This window comes from Algoriphagus persicinus (assembly GCF_035156415.1).
Taxonomy (GTDB): Bacteria; Bacteroidota; Bacteroidia; order Cytophagales; family Cyclobacteriaceae; genus Algoriphagus; species Algoriphagus persicinus.
This window is the reverse complement of sequence record NZ_JAYEEY010000016.1, coordinates 1-18,991: the sequence shown is the minus strand read 5'-3', so window position 1 is coordinate 18,991 and position 18,991 is coordinate 1. Positions and strand designations below refer to the sequence as shown.

The following is an 18,991-nucleotide window of genomic DNA, read 5'->3' as shown; positions in this document are numbered from 1 at the left end:
AGGTTTATTAATTCGTATTCTATCTTGGGAATGCAGCGGCCAATCCTCCATCTACATTCAGCATATTTCCGGTTGTTTTACCCAGCTGACCACTTACGAACACGAAGGCTGCGTTTGCGATATCGCTGGTTTTTACACTTTCTTTCAATAGTGTCCGGTTAGCATAAAATTGAGGCAAGTCTTTCACTTCAATTCCATAAGCTTTTGCGCGGTTTTCGCCCCATCCACCTTCCCAGATGTTTGAGTTTTCGATCACAGCATCAGGATTTACCACGTTGACTTTGATTTTATCCTCTGCCAATTCAGCTGCCATTAATCTTGACATGTGGAGCTGTGCAGCCTTGGCAGTGCCGTATGCCACATTTTTTGGTCCGGCTACCAAGCCGTTTTTACTTGCAATGTTTACAATATCTCCACCATGACCTTGAAGTTTCATGATTTTGACGCCAGCTTTGGAAATGTGATACTGTCCCATCACTAAGATGTCATTCAATCTGTCCCAGTCTTGGTCAGTGTGCTCTTCAAAGGGCTTGCTGATAGAGATACCTGCATTATTGACCATGATATCCACTCCGCCAAATTGTAGGCATGTAGCCTCGATGGCAGCTTCTAGACTTTTGCCATCCGTGACGTCCAATTTCACAGCCAGGAATGCATCACGACCATATTTTTTCAAAAGAGCATCACTAGTCAACTTGAGTCTTTCTCCATCTATATCAGTAACTACTACACAGGCACCTTCTTTGATATATTTTTCTACAATAGCCAAACCGATTCCGCCTGCACTTCCAGTCACCAAAGCTATTTTTCTTGAAAGGGGTTGCTCTTTCGGCATTCTTTGAAGTTTTGCCTCTTCCAATAGCCAGTATTCAATATTGAATGCTTCCTGAAGAGGTAAGGAAACGTATTCGGAAACAGCCTCAGCGCCCCGCATTACATTGATAGCATTGATGTAGAATTCACTCGCCACACGGCTAGTCTGTTTGTTTTTTGCGTAGCTAAACATCCCTACTCCTGGCCAAATGAGGATTACCGGGTTTGGATCCCGCATTGCAGGACTATTCGAGTGTTTGTGGTTTTCGTAATAATCTGCATACATCTCGCGGTAAGACTGGAATGCTACACTGATTTGTTCTTTCAAAGCAGTAAGATCAGAAAGGTCTGTATCTGCAGAAATATCCAAAACCAAAGGAGAAATCTTAGTTCTCAAAAAGTGATCTGGGCAACTGGTACCCATGGGAGCCAATTTGCTTAAGTCATTGCTGTTGATAAATTGAAGTACTTCTGGTGCATCAGTGAAGGTACCGATCATGAGATTTTCAGAAGAAGCGAGTCCTCTTAATAGTGGGGCAAGTTTTGCAGCTTGACTTTTTCTCTGCTCAGGAGCTAAGGATTTTACTTTCTCACCTCCGAAAACCGCTCGGGTTTTTCCATAATTCTGAGCTAAGTATTCAGAAGCAGTTTCTATTACTTCTAGGCTATTGATATAGCATTCATAAGCTGTATCTCCCCAAGTGAATAGTCCATGTCCGCCTAGCATGATGCCACGGATTCCCGGATTTTCGTCAAGTGCTTGCTTCAGTTGCAGACCAAGGTCAAAACCTGGTTTTTGCCAAGGCACCCAAGCGATCTGTCCATTCCAAAGATCCTGAGTGATCTGCTCTCCATCTTTTGCTGCAGCAATAGCAATAGCAGCATCCGGATGAAGGTGATCTATATGCTTGAAAGGTAGAAAGGAATGTAAAGGAGTGTCTATTGAGGGTGCTTTGGACTTTAGGTCGTAAATGCAGTGATTGAATAGTTCAACCATTTCATCTTCAAATTCCAGACCTCTGTAGATGCCTTTTAAGGCACGTAGCTTATCCACATATAAGCCTGCCAAGCCAGCTTTTGTCAAGGTTCCAATATCTCCTCCGGAACCTTTTACCCACATTACTTCCACTTGATCGTTGGTCAAAGGATCTGCTTCATAGGTTTTGCAGCTTGTGTTCCCGCCACCGTAATTGGTGATTCTCAGGTCAGCGCCTAAAATATTTGAGCGATAGATCAATAAGTCAACTTCTTTTCCTTCAAGTTTTGAAGCGACTGCTTCATCCCATAGATAACTTACGTGTTGAAATTCTTTAATTGTTTGGTTCATGCGGTTTCAATATTGTTCTGATAGTGAATATGGGTGAAATGTTTACCTCATGTATCCTGTGCTGTCTTGAAGACAGCAGGAGTTTTTATGTTTTTGCAAGAGGATATTCGTTATAATAGTTGGTGAAGTGCGCTTAGATATTATTTTTTTTCATCCCGTGATACTTTTCCAAAATTAAGTTCGGAAAACTTGGTGTGTTAGGCTGATCGGCTGGGTTTGTATCCAGATCCTTTAGGTGTCAATTTTATTGAGAATAAAGGGAAACTTTATTTTGTCTGTAATCTAAAAAGTAAAATGCAAAATGCATAAAGACTAGAGAGGTATCTGATTATTGAGTGTAAACCTAAACTAGTGGTGTAATCCTTCTTTTATCAACTTCAGGTTTAAGCCTGCTATTCGAAAGCCCCTTACAACTGGATGGTGTTTTTGGGTTACTTAGTAAGGTGGTTAGCTCAGGAAATCATCTTGTGTTTAGAGTCTGATTCAGCTTTTTTTTGAAAGCTCTATTTTTATATTGAGTTTAATGAAAGAGATTTTTGTAGTCAAGGGATAAGTGGACAAGAAGAAATATCGCCAATCGTGTTTTGATGATCCGTCATAAATTGGCTCAGGTGCTAGGTACGAAATCATACACCTGACTATTTTAGCCAGATACATTTCTTAGTATCTTGGGGCATGACAAAACACAATTCTGTTCTCATTGCCTTAGTTTTTATTTCCGCGTCACTTGTGGCTACAGGTTGTAGTGCAAAAAAAGAGGAAAAGACGCTACCAGTTGAAACAAAGACAAACATCATTTTTATTCTTGCAGATGACCTTGGGTATGGTGACCTAGGTTTCTTAGGTCAGCAATACATAGAAACCCCAAACATCGACCGCCTTGCGAAAGAGGGAATGTTTTTTACCAATCATTATTCTGGTGCCACGGTATGTGCACCCTCTCGGTCAGCCTTTTTGACGGGTTTACACACAGGGCATACACCTATTCGGGGTAATAGGGGAGTAGAGCCGGAAGGACAATATCCACTGCCTGATTCCATTGCCTCAGTAGCCAAAGTAATGCGAAGTGCAGGATATAAAACTGGCGCCTTTGGAAAGTGGGGGTTAGGGTTCATCGGGACTACAGGAGATCCAAATCAGCAGGGTTTTGAGCAATTTTATGGCTACAACTGCCAGAGCTATGCACATCGATATTATCCAGCTTACCTTTGGGATAATAGTGAAAAAGATACTTTGAAAGGAAATGGATGGATTGAAAAAACGATCTATGCCCCGGATTTGATCCAAGAAAGAACCATCTCATTTATTGAAAAAAACAAGGATGATCCATTTTTCTTATTTATGCCTATAGTAATGCCTCATGCAGAACTAGCCGCACCAAACGACGAGGTTTTTCAAAAATACAGAGCAAAATTTGGTGAGGAGAAGTCCTATCCGGTCAGGCAAGGATCTGAATACGGTTCAGATATAAATATCTCATCCTACCAATCTCAGCCTTATCCGCATGCCACTTTTGCAGCGATGGTGGAGCGTATTGATGCGTATGTGGGAGAGGTACTAGCCAAAGTGGAAGAATTGGGGTTGGCAGAAAATACATTGATAATATTTGCCTCTGATAATGGTGCTCATCTGGAAGGCGGGGCTGATCCAGACTTCTTTGACAGCAATGGGCCATTTCGAGGACATAAGCGAGACTTATACGAAGGCGGTGTACGCTCTCCTATGATAGCCTGGTGGCCAGGCAAGGTCAAAGCCGGTTCGCAAAGTGATCACATTTCAGCATTCTGGGATTTATTACCAACTTTTGCTGAGGTGGCTGGTGCAGAGATTACTCAGAATATTGATGGGATTTCATTATTGCCGGCTCTAATGGAGCAAAGTGATCAAAAGCAGCACAAGTTTTTGTACTGGGAATTTCATGAACAAGGCGGAAAGCAAGCTATAAGACAGGGGAAATGGAAGGCCGTGAAGCTTCAGGTATTTGGTAGCGATGAGCCTACGATCGAGCTCTATGATCTAAGTACCGATCTGGGGGAGGAGCTTGATATTGCTGCCCAACACCCAGAGAAAGTTAAAGAATTGGAAGCTTTGATGAATGTGTCGCACGAGCCAAATCCTATTTTTGGCTTGCTGCCATCTGAGCGCAAATAAGGAATAAATAGGGCAGTAGAATGAAAAAAGGCGGAGATCAATCCCCGCCTTTTTGTACCCAATCTATTTACTGTAAAACCTTTGAATAAGTGAATATAGTAAGAGAAAAAAAATTGAGTATCCTTCTCTGTCCTGTATTAGTCTTATCATCTCAAGAAGATAGGGTTTGAGTCCAATTAAAAAGAAGATTAATGAAATAATAATATAATATGAGAAATTCAAGTATTTTACTCCTCCTACCTCTAGTTTTAGCTTGTTCCGATCCCAAAAGTTCTTCTGAAAATGAAGCGCAAGGGACTTCTTATCAAACTGTAGGTTCTGTAGAAAGATTGGATGCAGCGATTAGTTCATTCATTCCTGAAGACGCAACTATCGATGTATTGGCTTCTGGTTTTGAGTGGGCCGAAGGGCCGCTATGGCTGGCTGATCAAAATGCCCTTATCTTCACAGATGTGCCCACCAATAAAATATGGAAGTGGACAGAAAAGGATAGTCTGAGCTTATTTTTGGAGCCATCTGGATATTTGGGAACTGAGACGAACAAGAAAGAACCAGGGGCAAATGGCCTGGCTTTGAATGCGAACGGTGAGTTAATTCTTTGTCAGCACGGTGAAAGGCGAATTGCCAAGATGAATGCTCCGCTGTCTGCTCCCAAAGCCGATTTCACGGCGTTAGCATCTGGGTTGGGCGGTAAAAAATTCAATAGCCCCAATGATTTGGTCTTGAGTAACTCCGGTCAGATATTCTTCACTGACCCACCTTATGGCTTGGATGATTGGAATCCCAAGGAACTGGATTTTCAAGGGGTATATAGATTAGATCCTGATGGAAGTTTGCTGCTGCTGCTGGATACTCTTAATCGACCGAACGGGATTGGTTTGAGTCCAGATCAGCATACCCTTTATATCGCACAGTCAGACGCACAGAAAGCACGATATTATGCGTTTGATTTGGATGAGAGTGGCGATATCCTCCGAGGTAAGATCTTATTGGACGCCACTGCCAGTGTGGGCGATGAGCATCCGGGGTTGCCTGATGGTTTGGCTGTTCATAGTTCAGGAACTCTTTTCGCCACTGGGCCGGGTGGCGTGTGGGTGATCAGTCCTGAGGGAATACATCTAGGTACAATACGTACGGGACAAGGCACAGCGAATTGTGCTTTTGATACTGATGAGGATTATTTGTACATGACCGCGGATGCTTATTTGATGCGAATCAAGGTGAAGTAAGTGCTTACTTGGTAGAATCAGGAAAGATTTTATTCAAACTGTGATTAAAAAGTTGATAACCATGATTTTGAGGTGAATAACTCTGTTGATTTAGAATAAAATTTGGTGGGAAAATAGTGGGAAACAAAGTGTCCAGGATGTTGCGATTCGGTAAAATTAGGGAGACATTTAGTAAACCAAGTAAGAGATAAAAAGACCGAGAGTACGATCTCGGATAAAGATTGAAAGCTCGTAATTGAAACATGAATGGTCAAAGTCCTTCGGGAGTTTGTCTGAAATGGGCAACCACAAAATTGTTAATTGAAATCTTCAAAACTGCAAGGTGGCGAGGGCGGAGTTTGAAAATCGATATTAAGAATCCGGGCAACTGGAGGAAAAGTCTTTGAACAGTAGCTTGGCTCTTGTAGAAGATCAAGATTTTCTCAAGAGAAAGGGAAACATTCGAAAGAGGGTTTCCCTTTTTGCTTTTACATTATTTTATCAAAGCAAAAATACAGGATGCCACTTTCTTTTCATCCAACGTATCAACAAGAGCTTTGACTTCAGTCAGTTGTTTTAGCTCTTCCGATGAGTTTTGAACCCATAAAAATCCCTAGGTTTCTTTGTCCTTATCAGAAATAACCGTTTTTAAATTGGCCTTTTTAGATGACTAATACCTTGTATGCCAATATTCAGAGAGGTATTTTTCGAAGATGTAATTCTCTCGATTAACAATACCTGTTGTTTTCAGTAGTAGTAACTAACCGCTTAAAAAGTATGAAGTTTAATAAAATCTTTTATGGGCTTTGGATTTTCATCTTTGCCCTTTTTGCCTATTGGCAATTTAATGATCCCGATCCAGAGGTTTGGGTGAGTATTTATGGTGTGGCAATGATATTTTGTATACTGGCTACACGTGGGATTTTCCCGAAAATCCCATTGACAGTTCTTGCTATTGGGTGCATTGTAGGAGCCATTTATTACTGGCAAGGAGATGTGGGAAGATGGGTAGCGCAGGAAGTTGAACAGCACAATCTAAGTATGAAAACCCAGTCTATGGAGGAATCCAGAGAGACGTTTGGTTTAATAATTATCCTTTTGGTGATGCTTCCTGCGCTTTGGAAAGCATGGAAGGGATAAGGCTTACTCTATCGTTAGCTCAATTCTCCAATTGATAAAACCTCACACAAAATTGTTTTATTACCAGTCAAACCTAATAATCATGAAAAAAATATTCCTAAGTATGCTAGCAATCCTTTTAGCCTTTAGTGGTTTTGCTCAGCAGTTAAGTAACAGCAGGTCAACCTATTTTGAAATTAGAAAGTATTACGCTAATGAAGGTAAACTACCTGATTTGATCAAGCGCTTTGAGAATCATACCCTGTCGCTTTTTGAAAAAAGCGGTATGGAAAACATCGCTTATTTTGTTCCGGCTGATAACACCGATAATTCACTTACTTATATTTTGGGATACCCAGATGAGAATTCCAGAGACATTATGTGGGGAAAGTTTACGAACGACCCGGAATGGCTAAAGGCTTTTGAAGCATCAAGAGTGAATGGAGCATTAGTGAAAAGTGTAGATCAGATCTTTATGGTATTGGCCAAAGGACTAAATGACACGCCCGTATCTCAACCTAGCGGTATTTTTCAGTTAAGAATGTACACTTGTTTTGATGGCAGGTTGGATAATCTAATCGCTCGATTCAAAGATCACACGCAAAATCTTTTCGAAAAGCAGGGGCTGAGAAACTATCCCTATTGGCTCACGGTAGAAAAGGATGGTAGTCAACCAAAGCTCGTTTATCTATTGGCAGATAAGGATCAGGCTTCTTTCGAAAATAACTTCCAGAATTTTATTAAAGATCCGGCTTGGGTAAAAGCCCGGGATGCTTCTGAGGCTGACGGGAAAATTGTAGAGAAAGTAGATGCCGTATTCTATAAGACGCTACCTTTTTCTCCGATGAAATAGACCCGTTTGTAGTATTTAGGTTTACCTGTTTTTAAGTATAGTAAGTTGCTATCTGCCTCCCTCTACGAAAAAGTAATTTACCCTATTTTATTCTGCCTAGTGGTGGGTTTTGCAACCTGAAAACTCTCAATGTAATATTAGTAAAGAAGAATGTAGATTCTGACTAATTACTCTTCTCTGGAAGCATTCTGATAGAAAAAAAAGCCATCCCCTTATTTGAGGATGGCTTTTGAATTGGAATAAGGTTGGTTTTACTTTGCGTTGAAGGTCATGCCACCTATTATAAATGTTCCTTTACCTCCATCATTTTTAGGCTTGGTAATGACGAAAAGCTTATGAAGTTTTCCATCTACCGACCCTGTCACAGGGATCGTAAATTGTCCAGGGCTAGGTGCACCTTCGGGTCCAGTAGAAGGCTTTTGAGTGAAGGTCTCCGAACCTACTAATTCCCCTGTCGGGCTGTCTAATCTGAGTTCAAATACATATTCATCTCCAAGGTTTCCGAGGGTAACAATCGTGGCCGTGACAGAAGTGATTCCGGTTAGGTCGATCCCGCTGATTGCAAAAGATGCTTCATTTTTGGGAACCATCACCAAGTTATTTCCATCATAGCTCATGCTGTTATAGCCATTAGCATAATCCCCGGTAGTGCCCATGTCAATGGTATTACTCTTTAGCAGTAGCGTAGTTGAACCCGTCAAAGGCTTTACATTTACACCACCTTGGTCAGTGTAAGATGCATTAAGCATCAATACACCTGTTGGAGTTGCTGGCTTTCCTACAGTAGGATCTATAGATCCAGTTGCTGGTAAGGATGGAGTTGTCACTTGATCCAGAGAAAGGATATAAGCTACTAAAGCATTCAAATCAGAATCTTTCATATCAGGATTCGCTGGCATCATAGTTTCTCCCCATACGCCTCCACCTCCATTTTTGATCTTATCCTTTAAATAGTCTACGTCTCTTTGATTATACTTTTTGGCAACATCAATGTAAGCAGGACCCACAGATGCTTCCGCTTCTTTGTGACAGGTTTTACAGGTCAACGTTGTGAAGAGTGATTTGCCCATCATCGCCTCAGTCATGACTTTGTGCCCCATGTCTGATTCTGCTAGGTCTAATCCTTCGATATAGTCAGCTGAAATATAAAGTGTACTTAGGTCTGTAGCAGCTTCAGGATTATCAGCATCTGCCACGGATACGTTGTAGGCGACTTTCTTTCCAGGGAAGTAGAAGGACTGGTTACCATTAATCGTGATAGAAACTTCCGGAGCAATGTTGCCAGAATAAACACTTGCGATAGTACTGGTGCCTGTTAATCCTGCAGGATCTTTTGCGGTAACTTTTACATCATATTCGCCGATTCCATCAAACGTATGTGTAAGGCTAGGAACATCCGTAGCCTTGGTTTCTCCATTACCCAAATCCCAAGTATAAGTCATAGGGTCATTTTCTGGATCTGAAGAAGTCGCATTAAATGTGACCGTCAATGGGTTTTTGCCAGAAGTCTTATCTGCAGAAACCTGAGTCACAGTTGGTGCTCTGTTTCCTCCATTAAAATCTATTCTGGAAAGTCCAGAATCTGAATTCTTGGAGAACCATCCGTTTCCGTATTCCAAAACATAGATTCTACCATCAGGACCCATTTCCATATCAATCAGACCATTGAATTTGGTGCTTGGCATAAATGCTTCCATTTTGTCAAAATCACCATTTTCCTTTATTGTAACAGCTTTTACCCATCCTCTAATCCAATCATAAATGAAGATTTTCCCGTCATAGTAATCAGGGAATTTAGTGTCTGCGGTGTACATATCAGCGTAATAAACTGGTCCAGCCATGGCATTTCTTCCTCCGGAACCTAATTGCGGGAATTCCTGGGATTCTCCATAAGGATACCAGATGAATGCTGGTGCTACTGCTGGTAGATCTTTCGCTCCCGTATTGTTTACTGAGTTGTTTTTTGGTCCGTTTACATCAAATGCAGCTCCTGATTCACCGGTTTCATAATTAAATTCACGGTAAGGATAATTATTTCCTACGAAATATGGCCATCCAAAATTACCTGCTTTTCTTGCTTGATTTAATTCATCATAACCTCTAGGACCACGAGAATCTAAACTGTCAGCATTGGCATCCGGGCCTACTTCACCCCAGTATAAGAATCCATTTTTTTGATCCACTGATATTCTGTATGGGTTTCTATTTCCTTGGACATAAATCTCCGGTCTTGTTCCTTCTGTTCCTTCTGGATAAAGGTTTCCCTCCGGAATATCATAAGACCCATCTTCGTTTACTTTTATTCGAAGGATTTTACCTCTTAGGTCATTTGCATTTCCAGATGATCTTCTCGCATCAAACTGTTCATTTCCTGGTCTTTGATCTAGTGGAGCGAAGCCATTATTGATGAATTTAGAATCAGCTTGATTGAAAGGGGTAGAGTTATCTCCTAAAGAAAGGAATAAATTACCATCCTTATCAAAAGCGATGGAACCACCAGTATGGCAGCAAATATCACGGTCAGAATGTGCGTCAAGAATGACAACTTCTGAAGCCATATCCCATGTATCGTTTTTGAAAGTAAACCTGGAAAGTCTATTGATTTCTTCTTCACCGGTAGGGGCGTAGTAAACAAATACATAGCCGTTTTCGGCGAAATTGGGGTCTTTCTGAATACCCATCAAGCCCTCTTCAGCATTGACTCCTTTTACCTCTGTTTTCCAGTAAACATCAAGTTTAGCTACTTCTTTTAGTTCTTCTGTTTCATTATCGAAAAGCAAGATTTCTCCTCTTCTTTGTCCCACAAGAATATCCAAGTTCGGAAGAATGGTCATTTCAGTTGGCTCAGTGAAAGCTCCAGTAACCAAAGATGTTTTTGTAAACCTGTTTTCCTCCGGAACTCGCTTGCTCTTTGCTTTAGAATAGTCTAATACCGAATTATCTCCAATAGCATATTCAATACCTGCAAGCATATGCTTCAGATAAAGCTCTTCTGTGTAGGACTCATCTGTGTGTCCACCCCCGGTGTAGAAAGCTCTTCCTCCATCATAGTCATGGTACCAAGCTATTGGGTGTTCGCCCGTATCAAGACCTCCTTGATAAGAATCTTCTTCCAGATTCAAAAGCACCTGTACATCAGGGTTCATATTTTTGTAACTGTACCACTCATCTGTCCGAGTCCAGGGAGTTGGAAGGAAAGATGTAGAAGGATTATTAGCATCCGCAACAGTGATTTCTCCTTCCTGAACGTTTGGATTTGGGTCATTGATGCCCGGGTGATCAGCGAAGTAACCACCTACTAATCGGCCATACCAGCCCCAATTATATTCTGTATCAGCCGCCGCATGGATACCCACGTAGCCACCGCCTGCCTGAATGTATCTTTCGAAATCGGCTTCTTGGTAATTATTCAACACATCACCGGTAGTGCTTAAAAAGATTACTGCGGAGTATTGTGCCAAATTTTCCTCAGTGAATATTTCTGCCTGAGTAGTGGTGTCCACTTCAAAGTTATTTTCAGATCCTAGTTTTTGGATCGCTGCTATTCCTTGAGGAATGGATTCATGATGAAATCCTGCTGTTTTACTGAATACAAGTACTTTAGGTTTTCCAGAGCGGGAGTTACAGCTCCAGAAACCCACGCTGGCAATCAGTCCAAGCAGCAGTAGGCTTCTTAGGTTTTTTTGGAAATTCATAGGTTTTCAAATTTTTGGGAAAATGGGTAATTAAACTCAGTTAAGAGTTGCGCCCACAAATTGAGGATTTTTTTGATAAATATTATGGTAATTGTCTTTTTGAAACAATAGAAACTTTCAACGGTAAATTAATTAAGTATTCTAGCACCGTCAGAAAGGGCTACAGGAATAAAATCAGCTTCTATACCAAATTTTTCTCTGTAGGAAGAATACAGCTCAGTTTGGAAATCTTCTATATGTGTATTGGAAATTAAATTAATTGTACAGCCTCCAAAGCCTCCGCCCATCATGCGCGAACCGATGACTCCGGGTAGTTGCCATGATTGTTCGGCAAGGAAATCAAGTTCCTCGCAGCTCACTTGGAAGTCCTGACTTAAGCTTTGGTGAGACTCTTTGAGTAAGTTGCCAAAAACGATTAAATCCCCAGCAAGCAGTGCATTTGAAGCTAAAGTTACTCGCTCGATTTCAGTAATGACGTGTTTAGCTTTTGGAAAAAGATCACCAGGTAAGATTTGCTGAACTTTCTCCAAATCTTTTTCAGGAATATCTCTGAGCATTGTGGCCTCAGGATAAGTTGCCTGAAGAAGTTGGACACTTTCTTCGCATGCTTCTCTACGATTGTTATAAGCAGAATCTGCTAGGGTATGTTTCACTTTGGAATCGACCAGTAGGAGGGAATGATCTCCCAAATCAACTTCAACTTCAAAGTGTGTATTCGTACGGCAATCCAATAATAAAGCACGATTTTTCAAGCCAAAAGCAGATGCGTAAGGATCCATGATGCCACATTTCACACCTGCGAATAAATGCTCAGCCTTTTGGGCGTAAAGCACGATAGATTTTTTTGTGATGGTAAACTTGAATAATTCTGTCAACGCAGTGCCAATTGCCACAGAAAGTGCTGCTGAAGATGAAAGTCCGGAAGCTGGTATATTTCCCCCAAAGACTAAATCAAAACCTTCCAGAGTATAGCCCGCCTGTTGGAAAAGCGAAACCATACCCATGGTGTAGTTTGCCCAGTGGCCTTTTTTCGGAGAAAAGGAAGTGATATCAAACACAAACTCTTCCCCGTAATCGGCCGAGTAAATTCTACAGGAAGGAAGTCCGTTTTTTTGGATTGCCACCCAGATGCCTTGCTCGATGGCAGCTGGAAATACTAAGCCTTCCTGATAATCTGTATGTTCTCCTATTAAATTGATTCTTCCTGGTGCAAATGCCACAAGGGGCTTATTTCCAAACAGTTTCCTGAAGGATTGGACAATTTCATCTTTCATCTGTTTATAATTGTTTTTCAAAGGTCATAACCTGTCCCGTGACGAAGGAAACGGGATAGCCTGTCCCGTCCGACGCGGCGGATCGGGAGAATCTCGCAGGTCTTATAATCATCTCTCCGTGTGACGCTTGAGTCATGCTCGATTTCATATAGTCAGAGTGCTTTTGTAGATTGACGAGGAATCAAAGTAGTTTCTAATACAATAGAAATAGGGTCATCTGACGCCTGTCCCTCTAATTGATCGAGTAAATGAGTAACAGACAATTTACCCATTTCATAGCCGGGCTGGGCTACCGTGGTAAGAGGTGGCTCTACCACAGCAGAGGTTGGATTATTTGTAAATCCTGCTATTGCCATATCAGCTGGTATTTTTATTCCCATAGGCTTCCAAACAGACATTAAATCCAACGCAACTGGATCAATCATACAGAATACTCCATCTGGGCGATCTGTCATGGCAGCTATTTCATGAGCGACTTTCATGTTTCCTTCTACCGTGAGGTCGGAGATTTTCACCAAGTTAGGGTCTGGGGTTATCCCGAATTCGCTAAGCGCGTGGAGGTAGCCTTCTTTACGTTTTTTACTGATGTACAGGTCTTCAGGGCCAGACACGTACATGACGCGCTTGCAGCCTGTTTCCAAGAGATGTTTGGTTGCTTGATAGGCGCCGCCTTCATCATTGAAAGTCACCCGGGACACGGGTATATCTTCATTTACTCTGTCAAAAAGTAAAAAGGGGATTTCTCTATTGTAAAGGTCAATTAAGTGTTCGAATTTGTTTGTTTCCCGACTCAAAGAGATCAGCAAGCCATCTACTTGGGAAGAAACCAAAGTTCTGATATTGGCTTTCTCAAGTTCCAGTGTCTCATTGGATTGACAGATCATGACATTATATCCGCGCTTATTGGCATAGTCCTGAATTCCGGAGATACAGGAAGCAAAGAAGTGCGAAGTGATCTCCGGAACGATGACACCCAGGGTATTGGTACGGCTGATTCTAAGACTTTGGGCCAGAAGATTGGGCTGATAGTTCATCTCCTTGGCCATATCCACTATTCGCTTTTTCGTGTCAGGATGTAGCTCTGGTGAATCTTTCAGTGCTCGGGAAATAGTTGATACAGAAACGCCTAATTTCTTGGCTATTTCTTTCATCGTAACCTGATGACCTTTTTTCATATGTTTATAATTGACTTTCAATGGCCATATGGAATCTCGCACGGTGAATAATCATACCTCTGCGTGACACTCTTCGTAATGCTCGATTTCATGTGGCAAAATCATTTAACTATCACAGCAAATCCTCCAAATTGGATGATTTTAAGACGGGAAGATAAGCTATTTACTCTTGGTAAACAGTAAATAGCACAGTTTCTCCCACAGCTTGTAAGGTTCTACGGGCTATGATGTCCATGTTATCACTATGCTTGTGATGGTATTGGGCAAAGCCAAAATCCGGAGAAAACTCAATGATATCTATCATTGGGATTTTAGCATATGCATTTACAAATAGGTGATCATCCGTAATTTCGGGAGAATCTTTGTAGATGAAAAAGTCACCCTGACCTATTCGGGCAGCATTGTCCCAAACTTTCTTCAAAATACCTGATGCATACTGACGGGAATATCCTTCTCTGTAGAATCGTGCTCCTTTTGCTCCAACCATATCTACCAAAATCCCATAATAGGCAGCGTAATTTGGTTTATGCTTGTTTTTGGACCAATACTGAGATCCTAAGCACCACCAAAAATCCTGTTCAGAATTTCTCACTTTCGTGCTCTCTGGTTCACCATCATCCTCTCCATCAAAGAGGATAATATCAATTCCTACATCGGGTTTCAATTCTTGAGAGCCTATCACCCGAGCTATTTCCATCAGCACACCCACTCCGCTGGCACCGTCATTGGCACCATCGATCGGTTCATCCAGTCGCTCTGTATCCTTGTCTGCTATTCTGCGGGTATCCCAGTGCGCAGCTAATAGTATTCTTTTGGTAGCCTCGGGATTATAAGAAGCTATGATATTGCTCAAATCCCAAGTGAGCCCATCATAGGTTTTAGCTTCGAAATCCTGGGTTTCCACTGTCCATCCATAACTTTCAAACTTAGCCAACAACCAATTTTTGGTGGCTTCATGTGCGTCAGTTTCCGGAACCCGTGGCCCAAAATCTACCTGCTTTTTTACAAAAGCATAGGCAGAATCCGGCGAAAAGGTAGGGTAGGGCTTTGCCGGGACTTCCGCTACAGTTTCCGATTGTTTCTCATGACTGCTACATGACCAAGCAAGGGCGATAAAGCCTATCAGCCAAAATTTATTCTTCATACGCCCAGTCAATTTTATCTTTCATGTCTTTCACTACAAATCCAATTGCTTTCAATCCAGCTCTGATCTCATCCACTTTGGTATAGTTCCGGGCAGTTTTAGCCTCAGAATATACCTGCAATAGCAAGTTTAGCATTTCATTTTGAGTATCTGACTTTTCCTCCATCAATCCCAAAATATCAGAAACAAAGGTGCTGAAGGTCTCAATTAATTTGTTGAAAATGTCCTCCCCAAAAACAGAAGGTTTTAATTGACCTGTGTACATGGAGTTTATTTTCTTTAGCAAGTTGAACAAATGCCCTATCGCCTGCGCAGTATTGAAGTCATCCTCCATGGCTCTGTAAGCATTGGCAATGATTTGCTCCACTTGTTTGATCTGCTCCTCATCTTTGTCTAGCTCACTTGCTTCGAATTTTAGCAACTTGGCAATTCTCAGCCCATTGATCAGCTTTTTGTAGCCCTTTTGCGCAGCTAGAAGCGCTTCATTAGAGAAGTCCAGCGTAGAGCGATAGTGGGCCGTTAGGATAAAATAACGGATCGTCATCGGGCTGTATGCCTGATCCAGAAGCTTGTGATCACCGGTGAAAAGTTCTTGCAAGTTGATGAAATTGCCCAGCGACTTACCCATTTTCTGACCGTTGATGGTGATCATGTTATTATGCATCCAGTACTTGGCCGGATCCTGATGATTGCAGGCATTCCCCTGAGCGATTTCACATTCGTGATGGGGAAAAAGCAAATCCATGCCTCCACCGTGTATGTCAAATTGCTTTCCTAGGTATTTGGAACTCATGGCTGTACACTCCAGGTGCCAACCTGGAAAACCAGCTCCCCAAGGAGAAACCCACTTCATCAGATGTTCGGATGAAGCATTTTTCCAAAGTGCAAAATCAACAGCATTTCTCTTTTCATCCTGTCCATCCAGGGTACGGTTGCCGCTCATTAGATTTTCCAAATCACGACCAGAGAGTTTGCCATACTGGCTGGTTTCATTGTATTTCAGCACATCGAAATAAACGGAACCATTGATTTCATAAGCTAAACCCTCCTTCAAAATAGCCTCAACCAAGGCGATCTGTTCGGGAATATGCCCCGTGGCGCGTGGTTCGATACTCGGTTTCCAAGTATTCAAAAGTGCCATATCTCTGTGGTAGCTGTCCGTATATTGCTGGGCAACTTCCATAGGCTCTAGTTGCTCTAGCTTGGCTTTTTTAGCGATTTTATCTTCTCCCCCATCTGCATCGCCCTGCAAGTGACCCACATCGGTGATATTGCGTACGTAGCGAACCTTGAAACCCAAGTGAGTCAGATAGCGATTTACCGTATCAAAAGTAATGGCAGGACGTGCATGGCCCAGATGAGCATCTCCGTAGACCGTGGGTCCACAGACATACATGCCTACGAAAGGGGGATTTATGGGTTGAAACTCCTCTTTCTGGCGGGAAAGCGTATTGTATAATTTAAGATTATGCGATTTCATCAGTAGATTCAATATCTATTCAGTAAAAATCAGGAAACGGAAATAGTCCGAAATTGATTCAGGTTGCAAAATAGGGGATTAGCGTGGGGAAATGAAAGTTTGATGGAAATCGGGATAGGTAAAATATTCAATCCCAATTATATAATGTGTTTTATAAGTATATCTGACATGCCGTCTTTGATAGTTGAATAAAACTAAAAAAAAATAAAAACAGAGTGAGAGTTAGGCTAGCATCAATTTCCCTTTTGGGATAGGGATAGATCTTCCTAGAGATTTTGCCGTTTCGATCCATTCTCCTATTACAATTTCTGCATTAGCTAATGCTTCTGAGTAAGATGTTCCATCGGCCAGACAACCGGCCAATTCAGGCACTTATGCAATGAATGCTTGATCTTCCTCACTCCAGTAAATGATAATCTCGTATCGGGGGTTAGTTTTAATCTTCATCTAGCTTTAATTTATATATCAATATAAGATTTCTTACTTGTTTGTTCTGATAAGGTTTGGCTTTTCCGCCTTTTTCCTGAATGTTGAGAATTTCCTCGACATGAGATTTATAGAAAATATGATGACTTCCTTTGATTCTTTCCTCAAACCCAAAAATAAGTAGTAATCTTTTGAGGTCTTCAAACCCGATATTTTGATCAGAAGTACCTCTAAGTATTTTTAACGGGAGTTTTTCATATTTACCCATGTTTAAAGTTATTGAATGTTTCGATTTTTGGTTTCATCCAGAATATTAGGTTTAATATTTTACCCTGAAAACAGTTCCAAATTTCCTTTAATCCTTTGCCTCATGAGAAATAGATAAACAAAAAGAAAAGACCTTCGAGGGGGGGGCCTTCGACTTCGCTTAGGGTGACTCCTCAAAGGTCTTGATACTTATGTTTAGCGACTTGCTACTTTCTTAATGCTTAAAGTGTCTCACGCCTGTCATCACCATTGCGATGCCATTTTCGTCACAGTAATCTACACTTAATTGATCTTTGATAGATCCTCCCGGCTGCACTACCGTAGTGATTCCAGCTTTGTGGGCGATCTCCACACAGTCTGGGAAAGGAAAGAATGCATCTGATGCCATCACAGCACCATTTAAGTCAAAGCCAAATGCCTTTGCCTTATCAATTGCCTGAAGTAACGCATCTACGCGGGAAGTTTGACCCACGCCGCTTGAAAAAAGTTGGTTCCCATTCGAAAGGATGATGGTGTTTGATTTGGTGTGCTTACAGATTTTTGCTGCGAAGACCAGCGCATCTTTTTCAGCCTCTGTAGGGGCTTTTTTGGTGGCCACAGTGAAGTCTGCTTTTGTTTCAGTAGCCAAATCTTTGTCCTGCTCGATCACGCCATTAAGTAAGGTCTTGATCATTTTGACGCCAGGAAGATCCATTTTCTGCTTAAGCAGAATTCTGTTTTTCTTACCTTTCAATACTTCCAACGCTTCTTCGGTAAAGTCAGGAGCGATCAGCACCTCAAAAAACAAAGAATGCATTTCCTCAGCTGCGTCCTTATCTACAGTTTGGTTGGTTACCAGCACACCACCGAAAGCTGAAGTAGTATCTGCCGCAAAGGCTTTTTGATAGGCGATCTTCACCGTATCGGCCAAAGCTACTCCGCAGGCATTGGTATGCTTCAGGATCGCAAAGGCTGTTTCACCTTTGAATTCGGCAATCAAATTCACAGCGGCATCCACATCTACCAAGTTGTTATAGGAAAGTTCCTTGCCGTTTAACTGATCAAAAAGATCATCCATGTTTCCATAAAAATGAGCATTTTGATGTGGATTTTCCCCATAGCGAAGTGCTTTTGCTTTGGTTTCAGAAACTTTCAGCGCCGGAATATTTTCTTCTCTATTAAAGTAGTTGAAAATATGAGTGTCGTAATTTGAAGACACCTGAAAAGCCTGAGCAGCAAAATAGCGACGGTCGGCAAGGGTAGTAGCTCCTTCTTGCGTGGTTAGCCTTCCTTCTAGTTCAGTGTACTGATCCTTGGAAGCAATGATGGTCACATCTTTGAAATTTTTCGCCGCAGCTCTGATCAATGAAATGCCTCCGATATCAATTTTCTCAATGATATCAGCTTCTGGAGCTCCAGATGCCACTGTTTCTTCGAATGGATACAAGTCCACAATCACCAAATCAATCGCCGGAATATCGTATTCTCCAGCCTGCGCGACATCACCATCATTGTCTCTTCTGTAAAGAATACCGCCAAAAATCTTGGGGTGAAGGGTCTTTACTCTGCCTCCGAAAATAGAAGGGTAGCTGGTCAGCTCTTCCACAGGGATAACTGCCGCACCTTGCTCCTCAATAAACTTCTGAGTGCCACCGGTAGAATAGATGCTCACACCGTGTTTTTTCAATAATGCGATGATAGGTTCGAGGTTGTCTTTATAATAGACAGAGATCAGGGCAGATTTTATTTTTTTTGTAGCCATCTGAGAAATGGGTTGATTTGAAAACGTAGGAAGCTGCAAAGGTAGGGAAATTGCTCGTAAGCGAGGTAGAAGAGATGGTATTTAGGAAGTCTAAAATGCGAAGTAGAAATTGTGTGATACGGTCAAAGTTTTTTCGCAAGGCTCCTTATTGTGTCAATTTATCCTGGTTTCTAATCCTTAAAAAGTATTATGAAGCACAAAAAAAAGAGGCTGTCTCAAAAGTAGATAGTTTAAAAGGCTAGTCGATTACTCGGCTAGCCTTTCTTGTTTTACTCAAAATATGTACTTTGAGGTGTGGAAAAACAAGACTTAAATGTA

General features: G+C 41.6%; 14 protein-coding genes. 4 read left to right on the top strand and 10 right to left on the bottom strand.

Annotated features, from left to right (window positions below; genetic code table 11):
• Positions 1-19: 19 nt before the first annotated feature.
• A complete protein-coding gene (locus U3A58_RS13455; RefSeq protein ID WP_323824096.1) occupies positions 20-2,140 on the bottom strand; it encodes a bifunctional aldolase/short-chain dehydrogenase in 2,121 nt (706 codons plus the stop codon).
• 675 nt (positions 2,141-2,815) lie between these two features.
• On the opposite strand from U3A58_RS13455, the gene U3A58_RS13450 reads away from it, so the two are divergent.
• From U3A58_RS13450 to U3A58_RS13435, 4 genes are all read left to right on the top strand, one after another.
• Positions 2,816-4,291, top strand: coding sequence for an arylsulfatase (locus U3A58_RS13450; RefSeq protein ID WP_323824094.1), 1,476 nt, complete (start codon positions 2,816-2,818; stop codon positions 4,289-4,291).
• A gap of 209 nt (positions 4,292-4,500) precedes the next feature.
• Positions 4,501-5,520: an SMP-30/gluconolactonase/LRE family protein gene (locus U3A58_RS13445; RefSeq protein WP_323824092.1), complete on the top strand. Its 1,020-nt coding sequence runs from the start codon at positions 4,501-4,503 to the stop codon at positions 5,518-5,520.
• Positions 5,521-6,276: 756 nt separating this feature from the next.
• Positions 6,277-6,639 (top strand): transmembrane 220 family protein, encoded by a 363-nt coding sequence (locus tag U3A58_RS13440; protein WP_323824090.1) that lies wholly within the window; start codon positions 6,277-6,279, stop codon positions 6,637-6,639.
• Between the two features lie 82 nt (positions 6,640-6,721).
• Complete coding sequence (locus U3A58_RS13435) at positions 6,722-7,471, top strand: NIPSNAP family protein (RefSeq protein ID WP_323824088.1); 750 nt, start codon at positions 6,722-6,724, stop codon at positions 7,469-7,471.
• A gap of 251 nt (positions 7,472-7,722) precedes the next feature.
• On the opposite strand, the gene U3A58_RS13430 is transcribed toward U3A58_RS13435, so the two are convergent.
• The 9 genes from U3A58_RS13430 to purH all read right to left on the bottom strand — a co-directional run bounded on the left by U3A58_RS13430 (position 7,723) and on the right by purH (position 18,673).
• Positions 7,723-11,166: a ThuA domain-containing protein gene (locus U3A58_RS13430; protein ID WP_323824086.1), complete on the bottom strand. Its 3,444-nt coding sequence runs from the start codon at positions 11,164-11,166 to the stop codon at positions 7,723-7,725.
• A 128-nt stretch (positions 11,167-11,294) separates the two neighbouring features.
• Entirely contained in the window at positions 11,295-12,440 is a 1,146-nt protein-coding gene (gene galK, locus U3A58_RS13425) for a galactokinase (protein ID WP_323824084.1), read from the bottom strand.
• A 4-nt stretch (positions 12,441-12,444) separates the two neighbouring features.
• Entirely contained in the window at positions 12,445-12,588 is a 144-nt protein-coding gene (locus tag U3A58_RS13420) for a hypothetical protein (RefSeq protein WP_323824082.1), read from the bottom strand.
• A gap of 4 nt (positions 12,589-12,592) precedes the next feature.
• A complete protein-coding gene (locus U3A58_RS13415) occupies positions 12,593-13,615 on the bottom strand; it encodes a LacI family DNA-binding transcriptional regulator (protein ID WP_323824080.1) in 1,023 nt (340 codons plus the stop codon).
• Between the two features lie 163 nt (positions 13,616-13,778).
• Entirely contained in the window at positions 13,779-14,759 is a 981-nt protein-coding gene (locus U3A58_RS13410; protein WP_323824078.1) for a M28 family peptidase, read from the bottom strand.
• Positions 14,749-16,239 carry a cysteine--tRNA ligase gene (gene cysS / locus U3A58_RS13405; RefSeq protein WP_323824076.1) on the bottom strand — a complete coding sequence of 497 codons (1,491 nt, stop codon included), beginning with the start codon at positions 16,237-16,239 and terminating at the stop codon, positions 14,749-14,751. The genes U3A58_RS13410 and cysS overlap by 11 nt, the downstream gene beginning before the upstream one ends.
• A 222-nt stretch (positions 16,240-16,461) precedes the next feature.
• Entirely contained in the window at positions 16,462-16,611 is a 150-nt protein-coding gene (locus U3A58_RS13400; protein ID WP_323824074.1) for a type II toxin-antitoxin system HicB family antitoxin, read from the bottom strand.
• A gap of 64 nt (positions 16,612-16,675) precedes the next feature.
• Positions 16,676-16,933 (bottom strand): type II toxin-antitoxin system HicA family toxin, encoded by a 258-nt coding sequence (locus U3A58_RS13395; protein WP_323824072.1) that lies wholly within the window; start codon positions 16,931-16,933, stop codon positions 16,676-16,678.
• A 213-nt stretch (positions 16,934-17,146) separates the two neighbouring features.
• Positions 17,147-18,673: a bifunctional phosphoribosylaminoimidazolecarboxamide formyltransferase/IMP cyclohydrolase gene (gene purH / locus U3A58_RS13390; protein ID WP_323824070.1), complete on the bottom strand. Its 1,527-nt coding sequence runs from the start codon at positions 18,671-18,673 to the stop codon at positions 17,147-17,149.
• Between the last annotated feature and the right edge of the window lie 318 nt (positions 18,674-18,991).

Bases quoted from the DNA above. Each gene is read 5' to 3' on its own strand.
- purH (WP_323824070.1), bottom strand. From the start codon at position 18,673: ATGGCTACAAAAAAAATAAAATCTGCCCTGATCTCTGTCTATTATAAA.
- U3A58_RS13420 (WP_323824082.1), bottom strand. From the start codon at position 12,588: ATGAAATCGAGCATGACTCAAGCGTCACACGGAGAGATGATTATAAGA.
- U3A58_RS13395 (WP_323824072.1), bottom strand. From the start codon at position 16,933: ATGGGTAAATATGAAAAACTCCCGTTAAAAATACTTAGAGGTACTTCT.
- U3A58_RS13435 (WP_323824088.1), top strand. From the start codon at position 6,722: ATGAAAAAAATATTCCTAAGTATGCTAGCAATCCTTTTAGCCTTTAGT.
- U3A58_RS13410 (WP_323824078.1), bottom strand. From the start codon at position 14,759: ATGAAGAATAAATTTTGGCTGATAGGCTTTATCGCCCTTGCTTGGTCA.
- galK (WP_323824084.1), bottom strand. From the start codon at position 12,440: ATGAAAGATGAAATTGTCCAATCCTTCAGGAAACTGTTTGGAAATAAG.
- U3A58_RS13430 (WP_323824086.1), bottom strand. From the start codon at position 11,166: ATGAATTTCCAAAAAAACCTAAGAAGCCTACTGCTGCTTGGACTGATT.
- U3A58_RS13450 (WP_323824094.1), top strand. From the start codon at position 2,816: ATGACAAAACACAATTCTGTTCTCATTGCCTTAGTTTTTATTTCCGCG.
- U3A58_RS13415 (WP_323824080.1), bottom strand. From the start codon at position 13,615: ATGAAAAAAGGTCATCAGGTTACGATGAAAGAAATAGCCAAGAAATTA.
- U3A58_RS13455 (WP_323824096.1), bottom strand. From the start codon at position 2,140: ATGAACCAAACAATTAAAGAATTTCAACACGTAAGTTATCTATGGGAT.
- U3A58_RS13445 (WP_323824092.1), top strand. From the start codon at position 4,501: ATGAGAAATTCAAGTATTTTACTCCTCCTACCTCTAGTTTTAGCTTGT.
- cysS (WP_323824076.1), bottom strand. From the start codon at position 16,239: ATGAAATCGCATAATCTTAAATTATACAATACGCTTTCCCGCCAGAAA.
- U3A58_RS13440 (WP_323824090.1), top strand. From the start codon at position 6,277: ATGAAGTTTAATAAAATCTTTTATGGGCTTTGGATTTTCATCTTTGCC.